The sequence below is a fragment of the Nannocystis sp. RBIL2 genome, assembly GCF_026626745.1.
Classification (GTDB): Bacteria; Myxococcota_A; Polyangia; order Nannocystales; family Nannocystaceae; genus Nannocystis.
In genome coordinates this window covers 118,111-141,925 of record NZ_JAPNJW010000001.1, presented here as the reverse complement: position 1 = coordinate 141,925, position 23,815 = coordinate 118,111, and the positions used below count along the sequence as shown (strand labels likewise).

Here is a 23,815-nt window from a genome sequence, read left to right as displayed (position 1 = left end):
GGCGAATCGGGGACGGGGGCGCGGTCTCGGGGGCTCCATGTCCGAAGGGACAGGTGGGCGAGGGCTGGCGAGCTCCATGTCGGGCGGGACAGGGGCGTGTGTCGGCCGGGATCCATGTCCGAAGGGACAGGGAGGGAGGAGCTGCCGGGCTGGGGGCTGACGCCGGCTTTCGGGGCTGCCGCGGTCGTTCTCGAAGGAATGTGTATTTTCGCGCGGGGCGGTGGTAGGGGCGTAGGATGCACGACAGCCGGGCGCCCCAGAGTCTCGATCCCGAGGTGTTGCGAGCCGCGTTGAGCGAGCCGGAGCGGCTGGGGCTGTATCTGTCGCGCGGGCTCGGAGGGGCGGCCGAGGGCGGCGAGGGCCAGCCGGAGTTCGTGCGCGTGGCGGTGCTGACGACGACTCCGCCGGCGGTGCTGCAGACGGATCGACAGGCGTGGCGGGCGGCGGCGGCGGGGCTGGGCGTGGGCGCGTCGCCGCGGCTCGCGGGGCTCGAGCTGGTGGCGCCGCCGGCCGGGTCTCCGTGGGCGCAGGTGGCCGCGGAGACGCGGGCGGCGTTGCTGCGCGTGGCGGTGCGCTCGCTGCTGGCGTCGGCGCCGGAGGTGGCGGTGTTCCACATCACCGACGAGTTCGGCGGGGGGATGCTGGTGCGCCTGCAGTCCGGGCTGGCCCTCGGAGAGCCGCGCCTGGACGCCCGACTGCTCGAGCACGTGGTGTTCGCGGCGTTGACGTATCGGCTGCTGGTCCACTCCGGGGAGGCGGTGGTGGTGACGCCCGGGGACGAGGCGACATGGTCTTCGAGACAGGTGTTTGCGGAGCACGCGGCGGTGTGGCGACGGGCGCTGGTGTCGGCGCCGAGCGAGGGGCTGGCCGGGCTCGAGCTGGCAGATCTGTCAGAGGCGCTGGTGTGGGCGACGGCGACCCGACGCGGGCGCGCGACGGTGGCTGCGGCCCCTCCGGCGCTCGCCACGGCAGTCGCGGAGGCGGAGGCGGAGCTGCGCCAGCGGTCGACGAACTTGCTGCGAGAACGCGCCGGCGGAGGGAATTGAGGAGCAGGTGGAGCCGCTGGCGCGGGGGCGCGGGCGAGCCCAGCAACGGTGAGCGAGCTGCCGTCGTGCGCGAGGAATCGGAGACCGATGCGTATGCATTGCCGACCGCTGGTGCGGAGGCGGCGGTCATCGTGAGGCGGTGGGCTGTTGGTGCGAGGCGGCGGACCGCTGATGCGAGGCGGCGGACCGTTGGTGCGGATGCGGCGCGAGGCGATGTGGGGGCGGAGATCGATCTGCGGCCGCTCGTGGGCGACGCGGTGTGACAGGGATGCTCGCAGGCTCCGGCGAATTCGCGCCGTGGCCGCCGCTGGACGGGGCCGGATCGGGCAGGTAGCCTGATGAATGATGGATGCGCGACTCGGTCAGGGCTTCGGGTGGGCGGTGGCGTGTCCAGCGACGGCCGAGGACGCGGCTGCACGCCACGTGGAGGGGCTCTGGGCGTCGTTCTTCCCGGTGGCGGCCGGCTACGCGGTGACCCGCTCGGAGGTGGTGTCGGTGCCCGAGCCGTCGCCGTCGCGCGGACGCGCGCACCAGCCCGGGATGCGCCTGCAGGTCCGTCGCGGCGATTTCTGCGGCGAGGTCGAGGTGGCGGCGACGACGGGGCCGCGGCGGTCTCGACTGTGGCTGCGCGGCTATGCGGGCTCGCAACGGTTGGCGGCGGTCGAGCTGCGAGCCGCCCGCGCGACCGACCGCCTGCGCCTGGCCGGTTCGCTGGTCGGCGCCTCGGCCCTGCTGGCGCTCTGCGTCGAGCTTCTGACGCACCCGCCAGGCTTCACGGTCGACATGATGTTCTTCCTCGGCGGGCTGCTGGTGGCGGTGATCATGGTGGTCGGCCTGGCGATCGGGGCGAACGTGGGGTCGTGGTTCGGCGAGCGCCAGGCGGTGCTCGGCTGGGTGCGCGCGCTGGCCCTGGTCGAACGCGACACCGCCCTTCGGGAGGACCTCCGCCGCTGGCGCTCGCTGGTCAAGAACCTGGCCCACTACCGCGATGCGCTGGCCGGATCGAGCCGCCGCCAGCCGTTCCGCGCGCTCAGCCCAGGCGCGGAGGATGACGAGGAGCTGGCCGAAGAGACAGGGGCGCCGCAGGCGTCGGTCGGCTGAGCGCGGGTGCTGGAGGCTTCAGGACCTGTCTGAAAGGACATGTCCACAGCGAGCGTCGACCGGCTGAACGCGGGCGCACGCGGTTGCCGGAGGCTGGTCGAAGAGGCAGACGCGCCGCGACGCAGGGGGTGGCGGACGGCTCTCGCCCGAGGCTGGTCGAAGGGACAGGCGGACCGCGACGCCGGTCAGCGGGCACGAGCGGCGGCTCCATGAACTGGCTTGAAGGACAGGCGAGTCGCGGACTTCGGCCCGCTTGGGTCTGGTCGAAGAGACAGTCAACGTAGGCGCTCGGTATGCCCTTCGTGACATGTCACTTTGGACATGTCCTCCAGGTCATGGCCCGCCAGGCTGGGGGGTGACCTTGAGCTGGACGTTGACGATGGGGAGCAGGCCGTTCGATTGCCAGCGCTGGCCGTCGTGGGTGGTGTCGGGGCCGGGGACGACGTCGACGATCTCGACGAGGTAGTCGTCGATGGTGTAGGCGCCGGCGCTGTCCGGGCGGAGCTGGCGCGAGAGGTGGGCGTTCTCGCTGTTCACCGACAGGCCAGGGCCCGAGAGCTCGGTGTAGAGCTGGATCGACAGCGGGATGGTGCCGCGGCCGGGGAAGGTGACGACGGTGCGGCCGAGGGCGCTGAGCCAGACGTAGGCGGGGGCCTGCGGGGCGGGCAGCTTGTGCTCGTGGGGACAGGTGACTGTGGCGCGACGCAGGCGGACGCGATCGCCGTGGCCGTCGGTCTCGATGCGCACGAGCTCGTGGCCGAGCCGGACGATCCGCGGCGACATGCGTGGGTCGGAGACGGACTGGCCGCCGAGAGCGCCGCCGAACACCTGCAGCAGCGGGACCTGCTCGGCCTCCTCGCGGTACGGGCCGTGGCCGCGGGCGGGGATCTCGAGGGTGATGTACTTGAAGGTCAGCGGACCGAGCGCGAGCTCCTTGCCGACGTCGAGGGTGCGCGGGGGCTGGATCGCGGGGAGCTTGGTAAGCGCGGCGGGGACGGCGGTGCGCGCGGAGGACTCGAGGCACGGATCGCCGGCGGCGACCGGGGCGGGCTTCGGGGCATCGGCGGCGGGGTCGATGCGCACGCGCACGTGGAGGCGCGCGTCGCCGTCGGCCTGCCAGGTGCCGGCATGGCGGGTGCCGGGGCCAGGAGTGACGCGATCGAAGGTGACGAAGTGAGGGCCGACGCGGAAGCGATGTTCGCCGCCCGGCCGCGGGGCGAGCCAGTGGCGATAGCCGAGGTCGGTGATGTCGAGGCGCGGGGTGTCGCCGCGACCTTCGAGGTTGAACTGCAGGAGCTCGCCGGCGAGGTCGTAGGTGTAGGTGCGGATGGCCTCGGTGCTGAGCCAGAAGGAGCGCGAGGCGGCGGCGGGGGGCATGACCGCCGCGGCCGGGCAGACCTCGCGGCTGACCGTGACCGCGACGCTGGCGGGCGGATCGCCGGCGCCGGTGCGGAGGTCGAAGCGGTAGGGGCCGACGAAGGTGTGGTGCTCCTGGTCGGGGTGCAGGTCCTCGTGCGCGCCCCAGGGGTCGTGCGGGCCGACCTCGGCGCGATCGATCTCGATGCTCAGCGCGGCGCCGCGGTGGCCGGCCTTGCGGGTGCCGATCCAGGCGTCCGGATCGTAGTGGAGCGCGGCCTTGCCGATCTTTCGCTTGTCGCCCGGGCGCAGGGTGCCGGTGCCGATCGGGGCGCGGCCGCGGCCGAGGTTGGGCGGGAGCTCGGTGGGCTGCTCGCCGGCCTCGCCGCAGCGGCGATCGGGCGGGATGCTGGCGAGGGTCGGCGGAGCGGCGGGGAACGAGGTCGTGGCGCTCGAGCTCGCGGTTGCAGGTGCGTCGGTCGGTTCGAGGGCGAGCGCGGCGGCGGTCGTGGGAGCGGGAGCGGCTCCGCTGTTCGGATCGAGCGCGGAGGAGGTCGCGTTGGCGTTCGCGGCCTCCGGGGCGGGGTTGGCGGGGTTGGGCTGGGGTGCGCCCGGGACTGCGATCGGCGGGGTGTCGGTGGCGTGCGCGAGGTCGGCGGCGTCGCGTCGATCGCAGGCGCCGAGGAGCGCGAGGCCGAGGATGAGTGGGCGCGTGGACACGGGCGGGTGGAACGTGGGGCCGGTGCGAGCGGCGTCTGGTCGCGTGTTCTTTCGGACATGCGCTTTCGCGCATGTCCGGATGAACATGGCCTGAGGATCAGGCTCAGGGGGCGACGGGGTTGAGGAGGACGGTGACTGCGCCGGCGTCGAAGGTGGCGACGGCGAGGTCGAGGGCGGGGCCCGGATCGAGGCGGGCGGCGTGGACCCGCACGGCGCCGGAGGGCAGCTGGAGGGCCTGGGGGGGCTCGAAGGCGCCGTCGCCGTGGCCGGTCCAGTAGAGCAGGATCGGGCTGAGGGCGTCGACTGCGACGACGTCGAGGTGGCCGTCGCCGTCGAGGTCGTCGATGTCGAGGGCGTGCGGCTCGAAAGGCGGGTCGATGTCGATCTCGCCGACGTGGGTAAAGCCGCCGGCGCCGTCACCTGTCGCAAGGGACAGGCGCGTGGGGAAGTGCTCGGCGGCGAGGATGTCGAGCGCGCCGTCCTCGTCGAGGTCGCCGAGCGCGGCGCTCCACGGGCGCAGGTGGCCGACCTGGACCTCGGGCTCGACGAACTCGCCGCCCGGCCGGCCGAACACGCGGAGGAAGCCGCGCGGGGCGTCGGCCTCGAACAGGAGCGCGTCGGGGACGCCGTCGCCGTCGAACTGGCCGACGAGCAGGCCGGCGGGGGCGAAGTCGGCGACGGCGCCGAGGACTGTGGTGGTGGTGGTCCAGGCGGCGGCGTCGCTGCCCCGGTGGACGGTGAGGCCGAACTTGTGGGCCCCGTGGCAGAGGGCGATTACGTCGTTGCGGCCGTCGAGATCGAGGTCGGCGACGACGTGGTTGCGCGGGGTGGGCGGGCTCGTGAGCGTCTTGTAGGCGGCGAACTCGGCGACGTGCCAGCGGAAGATCCGGGCGGCGTCGGCGAACTGCGCGACCATGACGTCGACGCCGGCGTCGCCGTCGAGCTGGCCGATCGCCGGGTAGGCGCTGGCGCCCTTGAGGGTGGGCGCGAGGTCGGCGGTGAAGGTGCCGTCGCCGTGGCCCCGCGCGACCCAGCCGGCGATCAGCTCGGCGTCGTCGAGGCCCATGACGAGGAGGTCGTCGTGGCCGTCGCCGTCGAAGTCGGCGACCTCGAGCGAGTAGGGCTCGATCGCGGGGCTGAGGGCGTCGCCGCCGAGGCCGTCGGTCGGATCTTCGGTCGGATCGCCGGTCGGATCGCCGGTCGGGTCGAGGCTGGTGAGGCCGCCGGTGCCGTCGCTGCCGGGGCTGGGGTCGCCGCCCGGGCCGGCGCTGGTGAAGCCCTCGGTCCCGGCGCTGCCGGCGTCGCCGTCGCTGTCGCCGTCGGTCTCGCCGAGCGGACGATCGGTGCAGGCGACGAGCAGCGTCAGCGCGGACGCCAGGTGGGCCCTCATTGGACAACGCTGCCACGGGGGCGCGGTCGCGGCAAGCGCCGCCCGGGCAGTCCGGCGCGCGATCGCGCGGAGCCCGCGGCCCGCGCTTGCAGGCGGGCGAGCGGCGCGGTAGGTGTGGGGCGAGGCCGCTCCTTCGGCTGGCCTATCGGACATGCACGAAAAGCCAGGTACACAGTGCGCGGGGGGCGGGATCCTGGGCCACGTCGGGGACACGCCGTTGGTGCCGCTGCGCCGGCTGGCCGCGGGGCTGGCGACGCCGGTGCTGGTGAAGTGCGAGCACCTGAACCCGGGCGGGAGCGTGAAGGACCGCATCGCAGTGGCGATCGCGGACGACGCGGAGGCGCGCGGGCTGCTGCGGCCGGGGATGACGATCGTCGAGGCGACCGCCGGCAACACGGGGGTGGGGCTGGCGCTGGTGGCGGCGGCCCGGGGCTACCGGCTGGTGTGCGTGCTGCCGGAGAAGATGTCGGCCGACAAGCGGGCGGCCCTGGCGACTCTCGGGGCGGAGGTGATCGTGACGCCGAACGCTGCGCCGTCGCACCCGGACAACTTCCGCCGGGTAGCCGAGCGCCTGGCCGGCGAGCGCGGGTGGTTCCTCGCCGATCAGTTCAACAACCCGGCCAACGTCGAGGCCCACGTGCGCACGACTGCGGCGGAGATCCTGGCCCAGACGGGCGGGGTGATCGGGGCGTTCGTGGCCGGGGCGGGCACGGGCGGGACGATCACGGGGGTCGGTCGGGTGCTCAAAAGGGCATGTCCGAAGGTGCAGGTGGTGCTGGCCGATCCGGTCGGCTCGGGGCTGGCGCAGTGGGTGGAGTCGGGGACGCTCGGGCCCGACGGGGCGTACGCGGTCGAGGGCATCGGCGCGAGCGAGCCGCCGGGCAACCTCGATCGCTCGGTGATCGACGCGGCGGAGCGAGTGTCCGACGCGGAGAGTTTCAAGATGGCGCGGCGGCTGATCGCGGAGGAAGGGCTGCTGGTCGGCGGGTCGGCGGGGACGAACGTGGCCGCCGCCCTGCGCTTGGCGGCCCGCGGGGGGCTCGAGGGGCCGGTGGTGACGGTGCTGCCCGACAGCTGGGACCGCTACCGCAGCAAGCCGTGGATGCAGCCCGGGAGCGGGTGAGCCGGCCGGGGCGTGCCGGTCGCTTCGTGAGGGTCACGGCGCAATGGCAACAGTTGCCCAGGAGCGCTCGATGGGTGCGAGCGGTCGGACGATCATGATCGGAGTCGGACGCGCCGGTCAATCGTCGTAGACGAACGGAATGTCGAGGCCGCCGAAGCGCTCGCCGGTGTTGGGGTCGACGAGCTCGAACATCAGGTTGATGTGGCGGACGTCCTCGAGCTCCTCGAAGTAGAGGAAGCCGGTGATCCGCCCGCCGGGGCTCAGGACGCCCTCGGGCAGGGCTCGCTGCAGCAGCTCGCCGTCGGGCAAGGGGAAGTGCTGACAGGAGGTGTAACAATTGCCGTAGTAGTCGGCGCGGAAGGGGAAGCTGCCGCCCCACACGGACAGGGCGGGGTACCACGGCGAGAGATAGGGGGCGAGGCCGAAGCCCATCGGCGGATAGACGAGGTCGACGGGGCCGTAGGCGACGCCGGTGACGATGACGGGCGGCAAGGCGGCGAACCGCACGCCCGCAGGGGTGACGAGGGCGAAGTGCTCGTAGCGCAGCTCGAGCGACCGCCCGCTGCGATTGGTGAGGGTGACGAGGACGGGGGTGACGAGCTCGTCGAGCTCGGGCGGATGGCCGCGCCAGGCGTCGCTGACAGCGACGAGCTCGATGCCCGCCTGCTCGTCGACGGCCGAGGAGGCGATTCCAGGGACCCGCCTCGACTCGGGGGCAGGTTCGAGGTTGCCCGCGCAGCCGAGCAGCGCGGCGCCAGCGAAGAACCATCGACGGACAGTCGCGACGTTGTGCTGCAGCATGGGGTCGTGCTCGCCCCAATCGTTGAGCGGTTCGCCCCCGCGGCCACGCGGCGCACGAGGCCCCGGCGGACGCAGGCGCCGCGACGTCGCAGATAGCGACACGGCGAGCCGCGGCGCGAGCGCAACGTCGCGAACTCGTCACGATCGCGGCCGCGCCGGCGAGGATGTGCGGGGCCGGCGATCGCCTCCGACGGGGCGGACGCGCCCTCCGGACCGCTTGCTCGCCCCCGCGCCGGTGCTATCCGACCAGGTTGCGCGCGAGGGCTACGCGCGAGCAGGCGAGCAGAGGAGACCTCGATGAAGACGACCAAGCAGCTCCCGGTGCACGAGTGGAAGACGTACTTCGACGCGTTCTCGCGCAAGCACCTGCGACCGGACGCGGCGGGGATCGTGACGATCCAGGCGGTGTCGCAGCGGATCGGCGACCAGGTGCTCGCCGAGAACGCGCGCCTGCTCGGCATCAGCTACGACCCCCACGGGAAGACGCTCGAGGTGCAGCTCGAGGGCGCGGACCACCTGGTGTTCCGACCGGCGGAGGTCTGGGTGCTCGAGGGCGATCGCGAGGACGTGATCGCGACGATCGAGCTGGTCCGCCAGGACGGGATCAAGGAGATCTTGCACGTGCAAGGCGGGGGGCCGATCGAGCGGGTGCGCGCGGCCGGAGGCTTCCGGTGACGCCAGAGACGAATCGGCGGATGGCCGGCGGGGCGCTGGCGGTGTCGGCGTTCAGCATCGCGTTGGCGCTGTTCGCGTACTGGCGCGCGGGCGGCAAGCAGGAGGCCGAGACTGCGCACGCGGAGATCCGGGCGACGGTCGATTCGCTGCGCGAGAAGCAGACGGAGCTGGTGGAGCACACGCGCGGGTCGCTCGACGCGGCGTTCCAGAACAGCCGCGATCGCCTGACGCGGGTGCGCGAGCTGCTGCGGATCGAGAAGGACCGCGCGGAGGCGGAGCTGAAGCACCAGCTCGACCGGGCGGAGGGCGACGTGAACCGGCTGGTCGCGTCGGTCGAGCTGGAGGCGCGGAAGATCCGCGACTCGACGATCGGCAGCGCCGAACAGGCCGAGCGGGCGCTGTCGCAGCGGGTGCGGACCATCGAGGGCCGCGTGGCCCTGCTGCGCGCGAAGTACAAGGCGCGCCGCGCCGAGGTGCTGGCGGACGGGCAAGAGTACGAGGAGGCGTTGCGCGCGCTGGTGGAGGCGACCGACCTGCTGGACCAGGCGCAGGAGCGTCTGCCCCGCGAGTACGACCAGACTGTCGGCTCCCTGCGAGTGGCGATGCACGAGGCGCTGGCGTCGGTGCAAGGCCGGGCGGTCGACATTCGCGAGCGCATCGACGAGGTGCTGCGCCAGACGAATTCGCTGGTGCGCACGCTCGAGAACGACGAGGCCTCGGCGGCCGGATCGGTGGTACCGCCGCCGGGCCACCCTGCGTCGTGAGAGCGAGATGTCCTCGGGGACAGCAGCGGCACGCCGCTGTGAGATGTCCTCGGGGACAGCAGCGGTGCGGTGCGTCGCGCTCGCCGCCTCACTGGAAGCGGACGAACACGCCGAAGCGCCAGACGAAGCCGCGGATGGCGAGGTCGCCGAGGTCGCTGGTGTGGGTCGGGAGCGGGTCGTCGTAGACGGAGAGCTCGGGACGGACCTTGATCTTGCTGCGGAAGGTGTAGCCGGCGGCCAGCTCGAAGCCGGCGGTGGCCCGCGCCGCGCCGCGCCGCGGCAACCACTTCTTCGGCAAGTACAGCGAGACGCCGGCCTGGGCGTCGGCCATGGCGGTGACGGCCTGCTGGTAGCCGCTGTTGTAGGTGCTGGTCCACGACGACAGCGACAGCGCGGTGAAGCTGGGGCCGCCGCCGACGTGGGCGAACACGTCGAAGCCCTCGCGCACGACCGCAGCGAGGCGGAAAAAGACCAGCGGCTCGCGCACGGTGAGGTCGGCGTCGAAGCTGCCGTAGAGGTAGTTGTAGGCGGCGAAGCGGCGGAAGCTGGCGCCGCCGCCGAGGAAGATGCGGCCGTCGGCGAGGCGGAAGTCGCCGCGGATGGTGCCGCCGGCGTGGAAGGCGGAGCGGTTGTAGTCGAAGGCGCGCCAGGCGGGGTCGAAGTTGACCGTGGTGCCGATGTCGCCGACGAGGTCGACGCGCCAGCGGATCGGTCTCTCGGGCCAGGTGCGCTTGCGGCTCGGCGGCGGGGTCGGCGGGCCGGCGCTGGGCGGCGGCGACGGCTGGGTGACGGCCGGCGGGGCGTCTTGCGTGGGCGGAGCGACGGGCACCGGCATGGGCATCGGCGCGGGCGTGGGCGTGGCGCTCGCGGGCGGCGGATCGGTCGCAGCCGGGCTCCACGCCTCGACGGCGGTGGGCGCTTCGGCCTCGACTGCGCCGCGATCGGCGGCAGCAGGAGCGGCGAATACGAGGGCGAGGATAAGCATGGAGGACGGCATGTCTCACTCCTGATCGAGCACGCCCTGCAGCAGGAAGCCCCAGTGCACGTGGCTGGTGGATCGCGACGGGTCGGCCGGATCGACGATCGTGAGGTGGCCGGCGGGATCGTCGTGGGTGACGACGATCCGGTCGGGGCCGGGCAAGTAATGGAAGTGGCCGATGAGGTCGTCGAGCAGCATCGACTCGGGGTTCAAGGTCTGGAGGTCGACCGTGCTGACCCACGACTGGCCGGAGGTGCCGAGCAGCAGGCGATCGCCGACGAGGGCGCTGCCCCGGGGGTCGTAGGGGACCTGCGAGGACAGCGGGGTGACCTGCTCCTCGGGGAAGTCGACGACGTAGAGCTTGTTGCCGCTGCCGATCAGGACGCGGTCGTTGTCGAGGACGACCAGCTCGTCGATGCCTGTCTCGATCTTGAGGTGCTTGGGCTTGCGGCCGAGGCTGTCCTCGATGCCGCCGAGGTCGAGGGTGCTGATCTGGGTGCCGTTGCGAGCCCAGGCGACGACCTGCTTGCCACCGTCGACGTCGCGCAGGAACAGCCGCTGGGCGGCGCTGCCGAGCGGGACGACGAAGCCGCCCTGGGTGCGGATGTCGGTGAACACGAGGGCGCCGGCGGCGGCGTCGACTGTGATGAGGTAGGGGACGCTGGCGCTGTCGTAGAAGATGAAGTCGCTGCTGGTCTGACCGACGGGGATCAGGCTGATCTGGGCGGTGAAGCCGCTGCCGTCGCCCTCGTCGATGAGGGTGAGCATGCCGACCTCGCTGCCCTGGGCCGACAGGACGAACAGGGCCGGGTCGACGAACAGGCCGTTGCCGGGCCGCAGGAGGGTGGTGCGCGGCGAGAAGCCGATGTCGCTGCCGAGCGGGACTGCGACCTGGTCGAGCGCGGGATCGTCGAGGTCCATCAACACGACCTCGCTGTCGGCGAGGAAGGCGGCGATGTCGTGGGCGACGCCGCCGATGATGATCGGGGTCTGCTCGCCCTCGACGATCTGGCCGGGGAACTCGACGGACTTCAAGGTGCCGCCGAAGCCGTTGAGGGTGACGTTCTCGACGCCCTTGCCCTCGAGGTCGACGATGGCGATCTGGTTGGCGTTGTGGAGCTGCTCGGAGCTGCCGTCGCCGCCGAAGTAGAGGATGGCGCGCCGGTGATCGGGGCTCAGGGCGGCGGCGGTGAACGGGGCCTGCACGTCGTAGACGACCGGGTCGCCCTTGCCGTCGGCGGGGAAGCGGTAGAGCTGCTCGTCGATGTCCTCCTCCTTGGCGCTGGCGGGGATCGTCAGGGCGAGGACGGAGTCCTGATCGCGGGTGGCGGCGCTCCAGGCGACGACGGTGTGCTCGTCGCCGACGGCGGCGCGCCGGGTGGTGACGCTCTCGCCCTTGGGCAGGACGAACACGACCTCGTCGCGCGCCGGGTCGACCCATACCAGGCCGTCACGGGTGGTGACCGGCGGGAGCAGGTCGAAGCTGCCCTCGTAGGGGTCGGGCGGCGCGCAGGCGCCGGCGAGCAGCGCGAGGGTGAGACAAGAGCGTAAGCGAAGCGGTGGTTGCATGATCAATCCTTCACCGAATCATTGAGGACATAGCCGGTGACGGTCTGGACGGCGCCCTTGGGGTCGACGAACGTGATCCGCCCGGTGGGGTGCTGCTGCGAGACGAAGATCTTGTCGGTGGGGTCGACGTAGCCGGCGCCCTCGGGCGGCGAACCGAGCAGCAGCGGCTCGACGATGAAGTTGCCGAGGTCGACGAGGTCGACCTTGCGCACGCCGATGCCGTCGTCGCGCAGCAGCACCGCCGCGCGCCCGCCGTCAGGGGTGAAGAGGATCGGGCCGGGCTCCGCCTCGGTGTTCTGCCGCTTGAGCAGCGGGAAGGCCGGGGTGAGGTCGAACAGGCTGTAGGACCAGCGGTTGTCGGTGAGCACCGGGTGGCCGTCGTGGACGAGGATGGCGTTGCGGCTGTCGGGGGCGATGCCGACGCTGATGATCGGGACCTCGACGAAGAGGGTGACGAGGTCCCAGCCGTCGCCGTCGCGCCGCGCGAGGGTGATCCGCTGGCGCGGGTCGGCCTGCGGCGGGCCGTCGTCGCCGGTGGTGCCGCTGGTGGTGCTGCTGGTGCCGGTGGTCGAGTCGTCGCTGGTGCCGCTGGTGGTCGAGTCGTCGCCGGTGGTCGAGGAGGACGAGGACGAGGAGAGGTAGACGCCGTGGTCGTCGTACAGCGGGAGGTCGGAGGCCGGCGCCTGGGTGAGCGCGAACGGATTGACGGTGGTGTAGAGCAGCATGGTGTCGCCGTCGGGGGCGACGCTGGCGAGGCCGACGTACTCGCCGGGGACGTCGTGGACCTCGAACTCGCCGGGGCCGAGCGGGAGCGGGACCTCGAGGAAGCGGCTGCCGCCGGGGGCCGGGAGGGTGAGGACGGCGAACTCGCCGGAGCTCGAGACGTCGAGGTCGGTGGGGACGCCGGGGAGGTCGAGGACGGTGAGCTCGCCGCCGGGGAGCTGGGTGACCGCGAGCCACGGCTCGCCGTCGACGCGCGCGAGGGCGATGCCGAGGCCGGCGACGATCTGGACCTCGAGGGTGGCAGGGTCGATGCCGGGATCCTGGACGACGGGCAAGAGCGGCGGCTTGCCGACGGCGCCGAGAGTGGCGAACGGGATGACGTTGACGCCGGCGGCGGTGATGACGTACGCGGTGCTGTCGTCGGGCGCGAACACGATCTCGCGCGGGTGGGCGCCGACGGTCATCTCGTAGGCGGTGCCGGCGGCGACGTCGAGGACGGAGAGCTCCTGGTCGCTGCCGGCGCCGAGCTGCTCGGGGCCGTCGACGTCGTGGTAGACGAACACGAAGTTGCCGCCCGGCGAGACCGCGAGGTTGTTGGCGCCGGGGGTGACCTTGTGAATGGCGACGGTGGTGGCGCCGGCCTCGCTGGTGCGCAGGACTGCGACGTCGTTGCTGCCCTGATCGAGGACGACGACGCTGCCGGCGTCGCCTGCTTGCCCGGGGATCGGCTCGACGACGGTCGGTCCCTGGCCGACCTCGACGACGTCGATGACGAGGTTGGAGGTGTCGATGACGGCCACCGAGTCGGTGGTCTGACTGGCGCTGTAGACGTACTTGCCGCTGGCCTTGGGGACGCGGAAGTCGCCCTCGTCCTCGGTCTCGGGCGGCGGAGCGCCGGTGGTCGGCGCGCCGTCGGTGCCGCCGGTGCCTTCCGTGCCGCCGTTGCCGGTGAGGCCGCTGCCGTAGCTGTCGGTCATGTAGCCGCTACCGTAGGCGCCGTCGTTGCCGCAGGCGACGAGGAGACTGAGACAGATGGGCCACATCGAGACGGGGTGCCGGGGCATCGGGCGAATCTCCATAAGAGGGGTCAAGGCTGCGCGCGGGTTCACGGGCCTGCGCCGGCCGCTCGAGGGGGAAGTAACCGGGGGCCGCAGAAAAATTGCGGGCGGCGAAAATCTCGCGCGCACGCGCCGGCGCGCCCGCCGGCGAGCCAGCGGGCGCGGGCGCTCCTGTCAGTCCTTGACCGAGTCGTTGAGGACGTAGCCGGTGACGGTCTGGATGTCGCCGTCGGGGCCGATGAAGGTGATCCGGCCGGTGGGGTGGGCCTGCGAGACGAACACCTTCTGCGTCGGGTCGACGTAGCCGGCGCCCTCGGGCGGTGAGCCGAGCAGCAGCGGCTTGACGATGAAGTTGTCGAGGTTGACGAGGTCGACCTTGCGCACCTCGGCGAGGTCGTCGCGCAGCAGGACGGCGGCGCGGTCGCCCTCGGGGGTGAAGAGGATCGGGCCCGGCGGGGCGAGGGTGCTCTGGCGCTTGAGCAGCGGGAAGGCGGGGGTGAGGTCGAACAGGCTGTACGACCAGGCGGCGGCGGAGGCGGCCGGATCGACGTCGTGGACGAGGATCGCGCTGCGGCTGTCGGGCGCGAGGCCGACGCTGACCAGCGGGACCTCGACGAACAGGGTGACGAGGTCCCAGGTGTCGCCGTCGCGCCGGGCGAGGGTGATCCGCTGGCGCGGGTCGGGCTGCGCGCCGCCGTCGTCCTGGAACGGATCGACGGTGGTGTAGAGCAGCATGGTGTCGCCGTCGGCGGCGACGCTGGCGAGGCCGACGTACTCGCCCGGGACGTCGTGCTGCGCGAACATGCCGGGGCCGAGCGGGAGCGGGACCTCGAGGACGGCGCTGCCGCCGGGGCCCGGGAGGGTGAGGACGGCGAAGTCGCCGGCGGGGGCGACGTCGAGGTCGGTGGGCACGCCGGGGAGGTCGAGGACGGTGAGCTCGCCGCCCGGGAGCTGGGTGATCGCCAGCCACGGCTCGCCGTCGACGCGCGCGAGGGCGAGGCGCTCGGCGGCGACGATCTGGACCTCGACCCGCGCCGGATCGACGCCGGGATCCTTGACGACGGGCAAGAGCGGCGGCTTGCCGACGTCGCCGAGCGCGGCGAACGAGATGACGTTGACGCCGGCGGCGGTGACGATCCACGCGGTGCTCTCGTCGGGAGCGAACACGACGTCGCGCGGGTGGGCGCCGACGGTCATGCGGTGGGTGACGCCGGCGGCGAGGTCGAGGACGGACAGCTCCTGGTCGCTGCCGGGGCCCTGCTGCTCGGGGCCGTCGACGTCGTGGTAGACGAACACGTAGTTGCCGCCGGGGCTGACCGCGAGGTTGTTGGCGCCGGGGGTGACCTTGTGGATCTCGACGGTGGTGGCGCCGGCCTCGCTGGTGCGCAGGACGGCGACGTCGTTGCTGCCCTGATCGAGGACGACGACGCTGCCGGCGTCGCCCGGCTGGCCGGGGATCGGCTCGACGACGGTCGGACCCTGGCCGACCTCGACGACGTCGATGACGAGGTTGGAGGTGTCGATGACCGCGACCGAATCGGTCGACTCGCTGGCGCTGTAGACGTACTTGCCGCTGGCCCGCGGGACGCGAAAATCACCGTCGTCCTCGGTCTCGGGCGGGGGCGGCTCGCCGGCGCCGGTGCCGTCGGTCGTGCCGATGCCGTTGCTGTCGCCGGTGTCCCAGCCGTCGGTGGCGCTGCCGTCGAAGTCTCCGCCGGCGAGCTCCATGGAGCTGCAGGCGGCCAGGCAGGGGGCGAGACACAGGGCCAGCGTCCACGCGGATCGCAGAGGCTTCATAAGCAGCTCCAGTCAGGTCAAGGCAAGGAAAAGGAAAGGAGCCTCGATGCTAGCCCGGGGTCCAGAGGGCAGCAAGAGGGGCCGCCAGGACGCCCGGGACGGGCGCGGAACAGCGAGCGGCCGCAGCGGGGCCGGGGCTTGCGCCATGAGCGGGCGGGCGGGCGTCCTCGCGGACGGGGCCGGGCATCGGGTCGGCGGGAGGGCGCCGCTGCTCCCACCCGCCGCGAGGCGGACTCGCTCGCGCCGGGGCGCTGCCGCTGGCCTGTCTTCACGGGCATGTCTCAGAGGACATAAAGCAAGGGGCATGTCTTCGGCGACATGCCCATTCAGGCAGGTGCGAAGCGAGGCGCGAGCTCAGTGCTCGGCGAGGACGATCACGCGGTCGCCGGCGGCGAGGCGGATCCGCTCCGACTTGCGCGGGTTGAGGACGACGCCGTAGGCCTTCTCGGAGTCGTGGGCGCGGGCGGCGAGGCGGTAGCCGAGGGCGATCTCGCCGCGCCGGGCGGCGGCCTCGACGACGGTGTAGAAGTCGATGTCGCTGCCGGGCTGGACGTAGTCGCGGGCCGGCTTGAGGTAGATCTCGTGGCCCTCGGGCGACAGCAGGTCGTCGAGCACCGCGGCGATCCGCCGGTTCTCGCTGACCTGCGAGACGACCAGAGAGACGAGGGTGTTGCTGATGATGAAGTCGTCGGCCTCGGTGACCGCGGCGAGGTCGCGGTTCTGGCCGTCGAGCATCTCGCTGGTGATCGGCACCGACTTGCCCTGGCGGCGCAAAATGTCGCGCAGGTGCAGGAGGGTGATCATGGTCCGCGAGTCGGTCATCTCCTGCGTGCGACCCTCGGTCTCGGCGAGCACGAGGATGTTGTCGAAGGCGGCGACGTCGAGGCCGTCGAGGACCGCGCGGTCGGTGACGTCGCCGACGCGCACCTGCACTGCGGTGTGCTTGAGCTCGTCGCCGCCGAGGCGGGCCGCGAGGTGCCGGGCCTCGCCGACGACGAGGATGGTCGAGCCGGGGGCGACGTAGGCGTCGAGCTCGCGCAGGACCAGCGGCAGGAGCTGGCTCTCGCCGAGCACGAGGGTCCGCTCCGGCTTCGGCGCGGCGTGCGGGTGCAGCGGCGCGAGGGCGGCGTCGGCGACGGCGGTCGGTCGGCCGTTGGCGATCACCGTGTCGTCGTCGCGGCTGATGGCGATGACCTGATCGCCGGACTCGAACCGGCGGTCGAACGGCGGCGGCATGAGCCGCTCGCCCGCGGCGGTGTAGATGCCGACCAGCGCGCTGTCCTCGTAGGCGAACAGGGCCTCGCGGAAGGTCTTGCCGGCCAGCTGCGGCTGGGCCTGGATGTAGAGCTCGGCGCCGCTGAAGGAGAGCAGCTCGGTGTAGACGACCGAGAGCCCCGACTGCCGCCCGGTCTGCACGAGCACGCGGCTGATCAGCGGCGGGGTGAGGATGAGGCCGGCGGCGTCGCCCACGACCATGCGCGCGACCGAGAGGGTCTTGTCGCTCTTGATCTCGGCGACCACGTGCGGCTGCTTGCCGGCCTTGTCGCCGGCCTTGGCGACCGCGAGCAAGGTCTTGAGGACGACGGTGTCGGCCTCGGGCCCGTCGGGCGACATGACGATGACGGAGCGCGCCTCGCCGAGGTTGACGAGGTCGAGGTCGCGCCGCACGAGCGGGCTGCCGGTGCGCGTGACGACCCGCATGGGCACGTCGCCGAGGACGCTGCGCAGCTCGTCGTCCATGGCGACCTTGTCGTGCTCGGCGAGGATGACGACGGAGGCGCCCGGGCGGTTGGCGTTGGCCTCGGCGAGCTCGGCGAGGAGGGCGTGGATCTTGCCGGTCCAGCCGAGGATGACGGTGTGGTCGCGCTCGATGACGACGCTCCGACCCTTGCGCAGGCGCTCGAGGATCTCGCCGAAGCCGCCGGTCAGGACGCCGATCAGGGCCGAGAACACGAAGATGCCGCCGAACGAGACGGCGAGCATGATGAAGAGGAAGGTCCAGGAGCCGGCGTCGCTGCCGACGGCGCCGGGATCGATGGCGTGCATCAGGCCGAGCCACACGAGCCGCCCGAACGAGACCGGCTCGCCGTCGCCGCCCTGGGGGCTCAGACCGGTGAGGGTGAGCAGGGTCGAGGTGACGAGGATCAGGACGAGGGTGACGATCGCCAGCATGGCGATCTGCGAGCCGACCCCGCGCGCCATGGCGTTGTCGAATCGATAGCGCAGCCTCTGCTTCAACGTCGGGGACGGCACGGTCGCGGCGCGTTCTATCACAATGGCCAGGGCCCGCCGCGGCGATAATTCCTGTCCGCGACGACAGCTGGCGCGCTCGTACGTGACACCGGTGCAAACGCGGCGAGCCGCGACGAGCTCGACCGTGTACCTGCACGCATGAGGGCGGACGCGAGGGTCCACCAAGGCAGAGTTCCGCGGGGCGAGCTCGCAAGGGGCCGCGACGACCCGGGTCGCTCAGGGCGGCGCGTCCCCGGCGGCGGTGGCCCGCGCCGGCCGGCCGTGCCGCGTGCCCCACTCGGCGAGCGCGTGGACGGCGGCGTTGAGCGCGGCGCCGGCGGGCGTCAGCGAGTACTCGACGCGCGGCGGGACCTCGGCGTGAGCCTCGCGATGCACGACGCAGTCGGCCTCGAGCTGGCGCAGCTGCTCGAACAGGATCTTCTCGCTGATGCCCGGCACCAGCCGCCGCAGCTCGCCGAAGCGGAGCGGACGCGCGTGCAGCTGCCACACGATCGTCGGCTTCCACTTGCCGCCGATGATGTCGAGGGCCGCTCCGAGCCCGCAAGTGTCGCCCTGGGTGGTCTTTGTCATGAGAGCCTCTCGTCTCGGCGATCCGTGATTCGCAGGACCCCTTACGTAATTGTAAGTACTTGTCGCGGCCGATCGCGGCGCGCATGTTGTCGACGTCGCGGCGAGCGCGACGAAAGGATGGACATGGGCGATACGACGATTCTCGGTTCGGGTGAGATGGGCGCCGCGCTGGCGCGGGCGCTGCTGCGCGGCGGCGCCACGGTGACGGTCTGGAACCGCACGCCGGCCAAGGCCGAGGCGCTGGTGCGCGAGGGGGCGTCGCTCGCGGCGAGCGCGGCGGCAGCGGTGGCGGCGAGCCCGATCGTCATCGTCTGCGTGTCGAACTATGCGGCGACGCGGGAGGTCCTGCAAACCCCGGCGGTCACTGCGGCGCTGGCGGGCCGGGTGCTGGTCCAGCTCAGCACCGGGACGCCGAAGGAGGCGCGCGAGCTGGGCGCGTGGGCCCGGGCGCACGGGGCTGATTACGTCGACGGGGCGATCCTGGCGTGGCCGCGACAGATCGGCGAGGCGTCGGCGGTCATCCTGGTGTCCGGCGCAGAGTCGGCGCTGGCACGCGCAGACGGGGTCTTGCGCCGCCTCGCGGGCGGCCTGACGCCGATGGGCCCGGAGCTCGGCTCGTCGGCGGCGCTGTTCGCCGCGGTGCTGGCGTACCTGGCGATGCGCTGGATCGGCATCTGCCACGGGGCCCGGATCTGCGAGGCCGAGGGCCTCGGCGTGACGGGCTTCGGCGAGGTGCTGGCGGGCCTGGCCGGCGCGCTCGCGGAGGACGCGAGGCACATGGGCGCGGTGATCGCCAGCGGCAGGTTCGAGCGCCCGGAGAGCACTCTGGCGACGGCGGGCGGAGACGTCGAGCGGCTGGTGCAGCACGCGGCGGAGGCCGGGATCGCGGACGAGGTGCCGCGCTTCGCGGCGGGGCTGTTCCGCCGGGCGATCGCGGCCGGCCACGGCGCGGAGGAGCACGCGGCGCTGATCAAGGTGCTGCGAGCGGCCGGCTGAGCGGCGATTCGCGCGAAGGGTCGGCGCGCGGTGAAGTATGATGGATGTACTTTGGGACATGTGATGCGAGTGCGTCGCGTGCGGTTCGGCGCTCGCGGGCGCGGGCGAGAATGCTCGCGGTGTTCGCAGCCCCCGGGCGAGCGCCGTGCGTCAACATACGGATTTCATCGCAATTGGGCGAGGGCCGCCAATCACTGGTGTTTTAATCGGAGCGAGCCGCGGCGCGCGAACACGTGCGCCGGGGTGGATTCGCGGCCGATTTCCAGAGGAACATCGTATGCGCAATCCGACCCGTCCATCGATCTCCCTGCCGTGCGCCGCTGCGCTCGCGGTGTCCGGCCTGTTCGCCCTCGCGCCCGCCGACGCGGCCGCGGCGGGCAAAACGGTCCGGGTCCACGTGCAGGCACCGGTCGACTTCCACAACCCGATGGCGACGCGCCTCGAAGGGATCGAGCAGTACGGTCAGGTGCTGTTCTGGCAGGACTTCGAGATCCCCTACGACCAGCTCGAGAAGCTGATAAGCGAGAAGCTCGACGAGATGGTGCCGAACAAGATCGGCGACACGATCGTATGCACGGACCCATGCCCCGACGTGACGTACAGCGTCCGGATCAAGCCGACCTTCAAGTTCACGAAGAAGAACCAGCCGGTGGTGACGAAGATCGGGCCGTCGGGCGACGCGCGGGTCAAGGTCGAGCTGAGCGCGCAGGCGAAGGTGTCGGTCCACGCCGACGTCCACGCGGAGACGTGGATCGACAGCGTCGACGTGCCGGTCGACGTGTTCGTGGTCATCGGCGTCAAGGCGTCGGTCGAGGTCGGGCTGTGGCCGAAGATCGATCCGAAGCCGGTCTCGCTCGAGTTCACGCTCGACGACAAGAACATCGACCTCGAGCTCAACGGCAAGGCCGTGGGCCTGGGCATGAAGTGGGGCACGATCATCGGCCTGTCGCCGGTGGGGCTGTTGGTCGGCGGGCCGATCCTCGGGCCGATCCTGGCGATCCTCGGCGACGAGGCGGCCGATTATGCCGAGCAGAAGGTCAGCCAGATCTTCTACGACCGCACCGAGAAGCTGTTCGCCGAGGCGACGCGCGGGCTCGAGGACATGGTCAACGATTACATCGAGCCGTACGTGAAGCAGGTCAACGACATCAAGGACAAGCTGCTGAACAAGCCGATCAAGGGCCCGAACAAGACGGTCGGGCAGCTGCTCGGGCAGCTCGGGGCGTCGCTCGAGCTGCACACCGTGGCGCCCGACGGGGGCTTCGCGGCGTCGGCGTTGGTGCGCATGACCGGCGCGCCGGCGGGCGGGAAAATTTACGGGTCGGTGCGTATGCCCAAGAAGGTGTGCGAGTACGCGAAGGTCAGCGGCGGGCCGCTGAAGGGCGCGACGATCCCGCTCGGGCTGGTGGACGCGAACCAGGATCTGCAGGCGAAGGTCGGGCAGGCGTGTACGGCGGTGCTCGGGGCCGACGGCATCGGCCGGCAGGTGTACCTCGGCGCGAACCCCCGCACCGTGCTAGGGGCGACTGCGCAGAGCCTGCCGTCGTGGAAGTCGTCGGGGTCGCTGACGTGGAAGGGCAACCTGGTGGCGGAGGCGGACTGGTACGCGTGCAAGTTCGAGATCGGCGGGCTGCCCAACGCGGCGGTGGTCGAGCTCGAGACGGGCGGCGCGGTGGCGGCCCGCCACGTGGCGGCGAAGGAGCGCTTCTTCGAGATCACGGCGGCGGGCAAGAGCCTGGTGTTCGACGCGGGCCTCAGCCCGGAGCCGGTCGAGGGCGGCAACGGGCAGGTGATCTTCGGCGGCGCCGGCAAGTGCAGCGCGGGCGGCGGCGGAAAGGGGGCCGCGCCGAACAAGCTCAAGGAGCTGAAGGATCTGCTCGACCCCGCGAAGTGCCCGCAATGCGGGATCGTCCGCAAGCCCGGGTCGGAGCACGTCATCGAGATCACGAACGGCGACGCGTTCGCCAAGACGAACTTGGGCAAGGACCTGGTCCAGAAGGTCAACGCGGCCAAGCTGAACCCGAGCCAGGCAGCGCCGAGCGTGAAGCCGGGGGCCGTGAAGCCAGGCATGCAGCGGTGAGACCGGCGCGCGCGCGACCGCACCGGTCGCGCGCGTGAGCGGCTGCGACGATTCTGCTGCGGCTCGGGGTGGGCGCTGCGACGATTCCGCGGTCGTCGCGGGCGACTCGGGGCATCGCGTATCCGCTCGCGCGGGCGCGGCGATGCGCCATCGGGCGCGGTGCGTGCGCAGGTGGGTCCATGGGTCCGACATGGCCTGTCTGAAGGGCCATGTGCTGCCATTCACGACGGCGCGGGCGGCGAGCGAGCGGCGGGGGTGATCGGGGTCGCATTCGCGGCGGCGCCGCCGGGCCACGGTCTGGAGATGCGAATGGACGCAGCTCCAGGGACGATGGCGCGGGCGACCGCGGGGATCGAGGCGGTCGAGGTCAAGCAGACGGTGGCGGCGCACGCTCACGCGCGCGCGCTGGCGGTGCTGGGGCTGCAGCCGCAGGCGGCGCTGTGGCGGCGCCTGTTCTTCTACGACACGCCCGGGCTCGACCTGCACGCCGGCGGGGTGGTGCTGCGGGCGCGCGCGACGGTGGGCGAACCGGACGACTCGACGGTGAAGATCCGCCCGGTCGACCCGAGCCGCGTCGAGCGCTGGCGCGGGGTGCCGGGCTTCAAGCTCGAGGCCGACATCGTCGGCGCGGCGGTGATCCGCTCGGCGTCGTTCACGAGCCGGCAAGGAGGCGCGGAGATCGACGCGGTGGCCCGCGGGGAGCGCTCGATCGCCAAGCTGTTCTCGCAGGCGCAGGAGGCGTTCCTGCGCGCGCTGGCGCCGAAGCCGGTCGAGCTGGGGGAGCTGTTGCCGCTCGGGCCGGTCCACGTGCGCCGCTGGCAGGTGCGCCACGCGGGGCTGCCCCATCGCGTGTGCGCGGAGGCGTGGCGCATGCCCGACGGCGGGTCGCTGCTCGAGCTGTCGATCAAGGCCGACCCGGCGGCGGCGGCGGCGGCGTCGGCGGGGTTCTCGGGGTTCCTCGCGGAGCTCGGGATCGCGATCCGTGAGGCGCCGGAGGCGAAGACGCGCACTGCCCTGACGTCTCTGGTGGCGGCGTCGCAGCGCTGAGCGAGTGCGCGCGGTGGGGCGAGTGCTCCGCGAGCGGGCGGCGCGGCTGGCTCGCCTCATGGGCGGCTATCGCTGATCCTGTGGGCGCGCATGGTCGCATCAATGTCCATTGCGACATGTTTTAATGAGAATGTCGCATCGGACATGTCTAAAAGAGCATGTCGTGTGGGGCAGGTCGGAAGCGACCGCGCGTCACGGGGTCTGGGTGAGCGGCGGGCGGCGGGCGTAGGTCGCGGGGTCGAGGGCGTAGCAGCCGGCGAGCACGGGGCCGCCGCGCAGCAGGCTGTCGCGGCTGGCGCGGGCGCTGGCGGCGAAGCGCTCGAGGGCGTCGAGGTCGTCGTCGGCGGCGACGTCGGTGTGCTCGGCGACGAGCTGGAGGAGGAGCGGGAGGCAGTGCGCGCGGCCCCACCAGGCGGCGTTGAGCTCGGTGTGGTCGCGCTCGAGGCTGAGGTCGACGAGGTTGGCGGAGCCGAGGGTGGCCCAGGCGCCGTCGACGATGCACAGCTTGGCGTGGGTGTAGACCTCGCGGTGGCCGTCGTCGTCGGTTCGGGCGAGGGCGGCGAGGGTGAAGCCGGGGTGGCGGGCGAGGCCGGCCAGCTGCGTGAAGGTGGGGCCGTAGCGGTGCTCGTGCTCGCGGCCGTGGCGGGCGAGCTCGGCGACCTCGGCGGCGGCGTGCCAGATGGCCGGCATGGGGTCGGCAGGGACGACCATGACGACGCGGACGCCGCGGCTCAGGGCGGTGTCCAGGGCCTGCAGGACGGCGTGCTGGCCGGGGTGCTGGTTCTCGATGTAGATCGTGCGGCGGGCAGCGGCGATGGCAGCGAGGTAGTGGGCGAGGATGGTGGCCTCGCCGGCCTCGCTGTCGAACGGGCGGGCGCCGACGATCGGGGTGGGGCCGGGGTAGAGGCCCGGCGCGAGGCTGCGGGTGAGCTGGACCTGCACGTCGCCGCACTCGGGCGGCAGGCGCTCGGGCCATGGGAGCGGACCGGCGCGCAGCTCGTCGGGCCACGGCGGGGCGGCGGGATCGGTGCGGGCGAGGTTCCACCGCTGGACGAAGTTGTGCTCGGCGTCGGCGACGACGGGGCCGCGCAACTCGAGGAAGGCGTCGTGCTTGTGCGAGCCGCGTGGATGGCCGGGGTGGGCGAGGGTGGAGTTGCTGAGGACCATGCCGCCGACGAAGGCGATGGCGTCGGGCTCGCCGGCGTCGACGAGGAAGGCCTTCTGGTGGTGACAATGGGCGGGCTCGGTGGAGCTGTCCCAACGGGCAGCCCAGGTGGCGTGGCGGGCGGCGAGGAACTGGCGCTCGGCCGGGCCGCCGAGGAAGACGTGGCGGGTGCTCGAGAACCGCGGGTTGCGCCAGAACAGCACGCGCACGTCGAGGCCGCGCGCGCGACAGCGGTCGAGCAGGTCCCACCAGGCGAGGCCGTCCGGGAAGCAGAAGGCCGGCTCGATGAAGGAGACGACGGCCCACACGCGCGCGCGAGCGGCAGCGACGGCGGCGGCGAGGCGATCGTAAAAGGGGACGCCGTCGATCCAGGGGATCACTCGATTGCCGCCGCGGACGGGGTACGGGCCGTGGCGGTCGGCGATCGCAAGCAGGCCGTCGTCCTCGTGCATGCCTCGGAGAGTGCCCGCGCGCGGCGGGGCTGTCGAGGCGATGGCAGGTCCGCGCGGTTTGCCAGCGCGCATCACCGACGCGCTGATCCGAGCGCGGGCCACAGCCTCGGTCGTGTTTGAAAGGGCATGCTCGAGGAGACATGTTTGATG

18 protein-coding genes are annotated in these 23,815 nt (G+C 72.3%); 8 read left to right on the top strand and 10 right to left on the bottom strand.

Annotated elements, in window-relative coordinates; all coding sequences use genetic code 11:
* Nucleotides 1-236: 236 nt before the first annotated feature.
* Together OV090_RS00550 and OV090_RS00545 are read left to right on the top strand one after the other, a co-directional pair.
* On the top strand, nt 237-1,046 hold the full coding sequence (locus tag OV090_RS00550; protein WP_267701465.1) for a hypothetical protein: 810 nt from the start codon (nt 237-239) through the stop codon (nt 1,044-1,046).
* Between the two features lie 342 nt (nt 1,047-1,388).
* The gene (locus tag OV090_RS00545; protein WP_267701464.1) at nt 1,389-2,147 is read left to right on the top strand and encodes a hypothetical protein; all 759 of its coding nucleotides are present in this window, start codon (nt 1,389-1,391) and stop codon (nt 2,145-2,147) included.
* A gap of 333 nt (nt 2,148-2,480) precedes the next feature.
* Here the strand turns inward: OV090_RS00545 and OV090_RS00540 are convergent, their stop codons facing one another.
* Both OV090_RS00540 and OV090_RS00535 read right to left on the bottom strand, forming a co-directional pair.
* Nucleotides 2,481-4,223, bottom strand: coding sequence for a hypothetical protein (locus OV090_RS00540; RefSeq protein WP_267701463.1), 1,743 nt, complete (start codon nt 4,221-4,223; stop codon nt 2,481-2,483).
* A gap of 103 nt (nt 4,224-4,326) precedes the next feature.
* The gene (locus OV090_RS00535) at nt 4,327-5,613 is read right to left on the bottom strand and encodes a VCBS repeat-containing protein (protein ID WP_267701462.1); all 1,287 of its coding nucleotides are present in this window, start codon (nt 5,611-5,613) and stop codon (nt 4,327-4,329) included.
* A gap of 151 nt (nt 5,614-5,764) precedes the next feature.
* Between OV090_RS00535 and OV090_RS00530 the strand changes: the two genes are divergently transcribed.
* The gene (locus tag OV090_RS00530; protein WP_267701461.1) at nt 5,765-6,736 is read left to right on the top strand and encodes a cysteine synthase family protein; all 972 of its coding nucleotides are present in this window, start codon (nt 5,765-5,767) and stop codon (nt 6,734-6,736) included.
* 117 nt (nt 6,737-6,853) lie between these two features.
* Here the strand turns inward: OV090_RS00530 and OV090_RS00525 are convergent, their stop codons facing one another.
* Nucleotides 6,854-7,537: a hypothetical protein gene (locus tag OV090_RS00525; protein ID WP_267701460.1), complete on the bottom strand. Its 684-nt coding sequence runs from the start codon at nt 7,535-7,537 to the stop codon at nt 6,854-6,856.
* Nucleotides 7,538-7,834: 297 nt separating this feature from the next.
* Between OV090_RS00525 and OV090_RS00520 the strand changes: the two genes are divergently transcribed.
* A complete protein-coding gene (locus tag OV090_RS00520) occupies nt 7,835-8,212 on the top strand; it encodes a DUF5335 family protein (RefSeq protein ID WP_267701459.1) in 378 nt (125 codons plus the stop codon).
* On the top strand, nt 8,209-8,976 hold the full coding sequence (locus tag OV090_RS00515) for a hypothetical protein (RefSeq protein ID WP_267701458.1): 768 nt from the start codon (nt 8,209-8,211) through the stop codon (nt 8,974-8,976). The genes OV090_RS00520 and OV090_RS00515 overlap by 4 nt, the downstream gene beginning before the upstream one ends.
* Nucleotides 8,977-9,064: 88 nt before the next feature.
* Here OV090_RS00515 and OV090_RS00510 read toward each other — a convergent pair whose 3' ends face one another.
* The 6 genes from OV090_RS00510 to OV090_RS00485 all read right to left on the bottom strand — a co-directional run bounded on the left by OV090_RS00510 (nt 9,065) and on the right by OV090_RS00485 (nt 17,925).
* A complete protein-coding gene (locus OV090_RS00510; protein ID WP_267701457.1) occupies nt 9,065-9,973 on the bottom strand; it encodes a hypothetical protein in 909 nt (302 codons plus the stop codon).
* A gap of 3 nt (nt 9,974-9,976) precedes the next feature.
* On the bottom strand, nt 9,977-11,524 hold the full coding sequence (locus tag OV090_RS00505) for a hypothetical protein (RefSeq protein WP_267701456.1): 1,548 nt from the start codon (nt 11,522-11,524) through the stop codon (nt 9,977-9,979).
* A 2-nt stretch (nt 11,525-11,526) separates the two neighbouring features.
* Nucleotides 11,527-13,311 carry a hypothetical protein gene (locus OV090_RS00500; protein WP_267701455.1) on the bottom strand — a complete coding sequence of 595 codons (1,785 nt, stop codon included), beginning with the start codon at nt 13,309-13,311 and terminating at the stop codon, nt 11,527-11,529.
* A gap of 168 nt (nt 13,312-13,479) precedes the next feature.
* On the bottom strand, nt 13,480-15,102 hold the full coding sequence (locus tag OV090_RS00495) for a hypothetical protein (RefSeq protein WP_267701454.1): 1,623 nt from the start codon (nt 15,100-15,102) through the stop codon (nt 13,480-13,482).
* A 354-nt stretch (nt 15,103-15,456) separates the two neighbouring features.
* Nucleotides 15,457-17,340, bottom strand: a complete 1,884-nt coding sequence (locus tag OV090_RS00490; RefSeq protein WP_267701453.1) for a potassium transporter TrkA — start codon at nt 17,338-17,340, stop codon at nt 15,457-15,459.
* A gap of 231 nt (nt 17,341-17,571) precedes the next feature.
* Nucleotides 17,572-17,925, bottom strand: coding sequence for a helix-turn-helix domain-containing protein (locus OV090_RS00485; RefSeq protein WP_267701452.1), 354 nt, complete (start codon nt 17,923-17,925; stop codon nt 17,572-17,574).
* A gap of 123 nt (nt 17,926-18,048) precedes the next feature.
* On the opposite strand from OV090_RS00485, the gene OV090_RS00480 reads away from it, so the two are divergent.
* From OV090_RS00480 to OV090_RS00470, 3 genes are all read left to right on the top strand, one after another.
* Nucleotides 18,049-18,921, top strand: coding sequence for an NAD(P)-binding domain-containing protein (locus tag OV090_RS00480; protein ID WP_267701451.1), 873 nt, complete (start codon nt 18,049-18,051; stop codon nt 18,919-18,921).
* Between the two features lie 277 nt (nt 18,922-19,198).
* Nucleotides 19,199-21,001, top strand: a complete 1,803-nt coding sequence (locus OV090_RS00475; protein WP_267701450.1) for a hypothetical protein — start codon at nt 19,199-19,201, stop codon at nt 20,999-21,001.
* A gap of 309 nt (nt 21,002-21,310) precedes the next feature.
* On the top strand, nt 21,311-22,048 hold the full coding sequence (locus OV090_RS00470; protein WP_267701449.1) for a hypothetical protein: 738 nt from the start codon (nt 21,311-21,313) through the stop codon (nt 22,046-22,048).
* A gap of 192 nt (nt 22,049-22,240) precedes the next feature.
* Here the strand turns inward: OV090_RS00470 and OV090_RS00465 are convergent, their stop codons facing one another.
* Nucleotides 22,241-23,665: a phospholipase D-like domain-containing protein gene (locus tag OV090_RS00465; RefSeq protein ID WP_267701448.1), complete on the bottom strand. Its 1,425-nt coding sequence runs from the start codon at nt 23,663-23,665 to the stop codon at nt 22,241-22,243.
* Nucleotides 23,666-23,815 lie beyond the last annotated feature (150 nt).

Coding starts and splice junctions, on each gene's coding strand:
- OV090_RS00550 (WP_267701465.1), top strand. CDS start 237: ATGCACGACAGCCGGGCGCCCCAGAGTCTCGATCCCGAGGTGTTGCGA.
- OV090_RS00545 (WP_267701464.1), top strand. CDS start 1,389: ATGATGGATGCGCGACTCGGTCAGGGCTTCGGGTGGGCGGTGGCGTGT.
- OV090_RS00535 (WP_267701462.1), bottom strand. CDS start 5,613: ATGAGGGCCCACCTGGCGTCCGCGCTGACGCTGCTCGTCGCCTGCACC.
- OV090_RS00530 (WP_267701461.1), top strand. CDS start 5,765: ATGCACGAAAAGCCAGGTACACAGTGCGCGGGGGGCGGGATCCTGGGC.
- OV090_RS00525 (WP_267701460.1), bottom strand. CDS start 7,537: ATGCTGCAGCACAACGTCGCGACTGTCCGTCGATGGTTCTTCGCTGGC.
- OV090_RS00520 (WP_267701459.1), top strand. CDS start 7,835: ATGAAGACGACCAAGCAGCTCCCGGTGCACGAGTGGAAGACGTACTTC.
- OV090_RS00510 (WP_267701457.1), bottom strand. CDS start 9,973: ATGCCGTCCTCCATGCTTATCCTCGCCCTCGTATTCGCCGCTCCTGCT.
- OV090_RS00505 (WP_267701456.1), bottom strand. CDS start 11,524: ATGCAACCACCGCTTCGCTTACGCTCTTGTCTCACCCTCGCGCTGCTC.
- OV090_RS00500 (WP_267701455.1), bottom strand. CDS start 13,311: ATGCCCCGGCACCCCGTCTCGATGTGGCCCATCTGTCTCAGTCTCCTC.
- OV090_RS00495 (WP_267701454.1), bottom strand. CDS start 15,102: ATGAAGCCTCTGCGATCCGCGTGGACGCTGGCCCTGTGTCTCGCCCCC.
- OV090_RS00485 (WP_267701452.1), bottom strand. CDS start 17,925: ATGACAAAGACCACCCAGGGCGACACTTGCGGGCTCGGAGCGGCCCTC.
- OV090_RS00480 (WP_267701451.1), top strand. CDS start 18,049: ATGGGCGATACGACGATTCTCGGTTCGGGTGAGATGGGCGCCGCGCTG.
- OV090_RS00475 (WP_267701450.1), top strand. CDS start 19,199: ATGCGCAATCCGACCCGTCCATCGATCTCCCTGCCGTGCGCCGCTGCG.
- OV090_RS00470 (WP_267701449.1), top strand. CDS start 21,311: ATGGACGCAGCTCCAGGGACGATGGCGCGGGCGACCGCGGGGATCGAG.
- OV090_RS00465 (WP_267701448.1), bottom strand. CDS start 23,665: ATGCACGAGGACGACGGCCTGCTTGCGATCGCCGACCGCCACGGCCCG.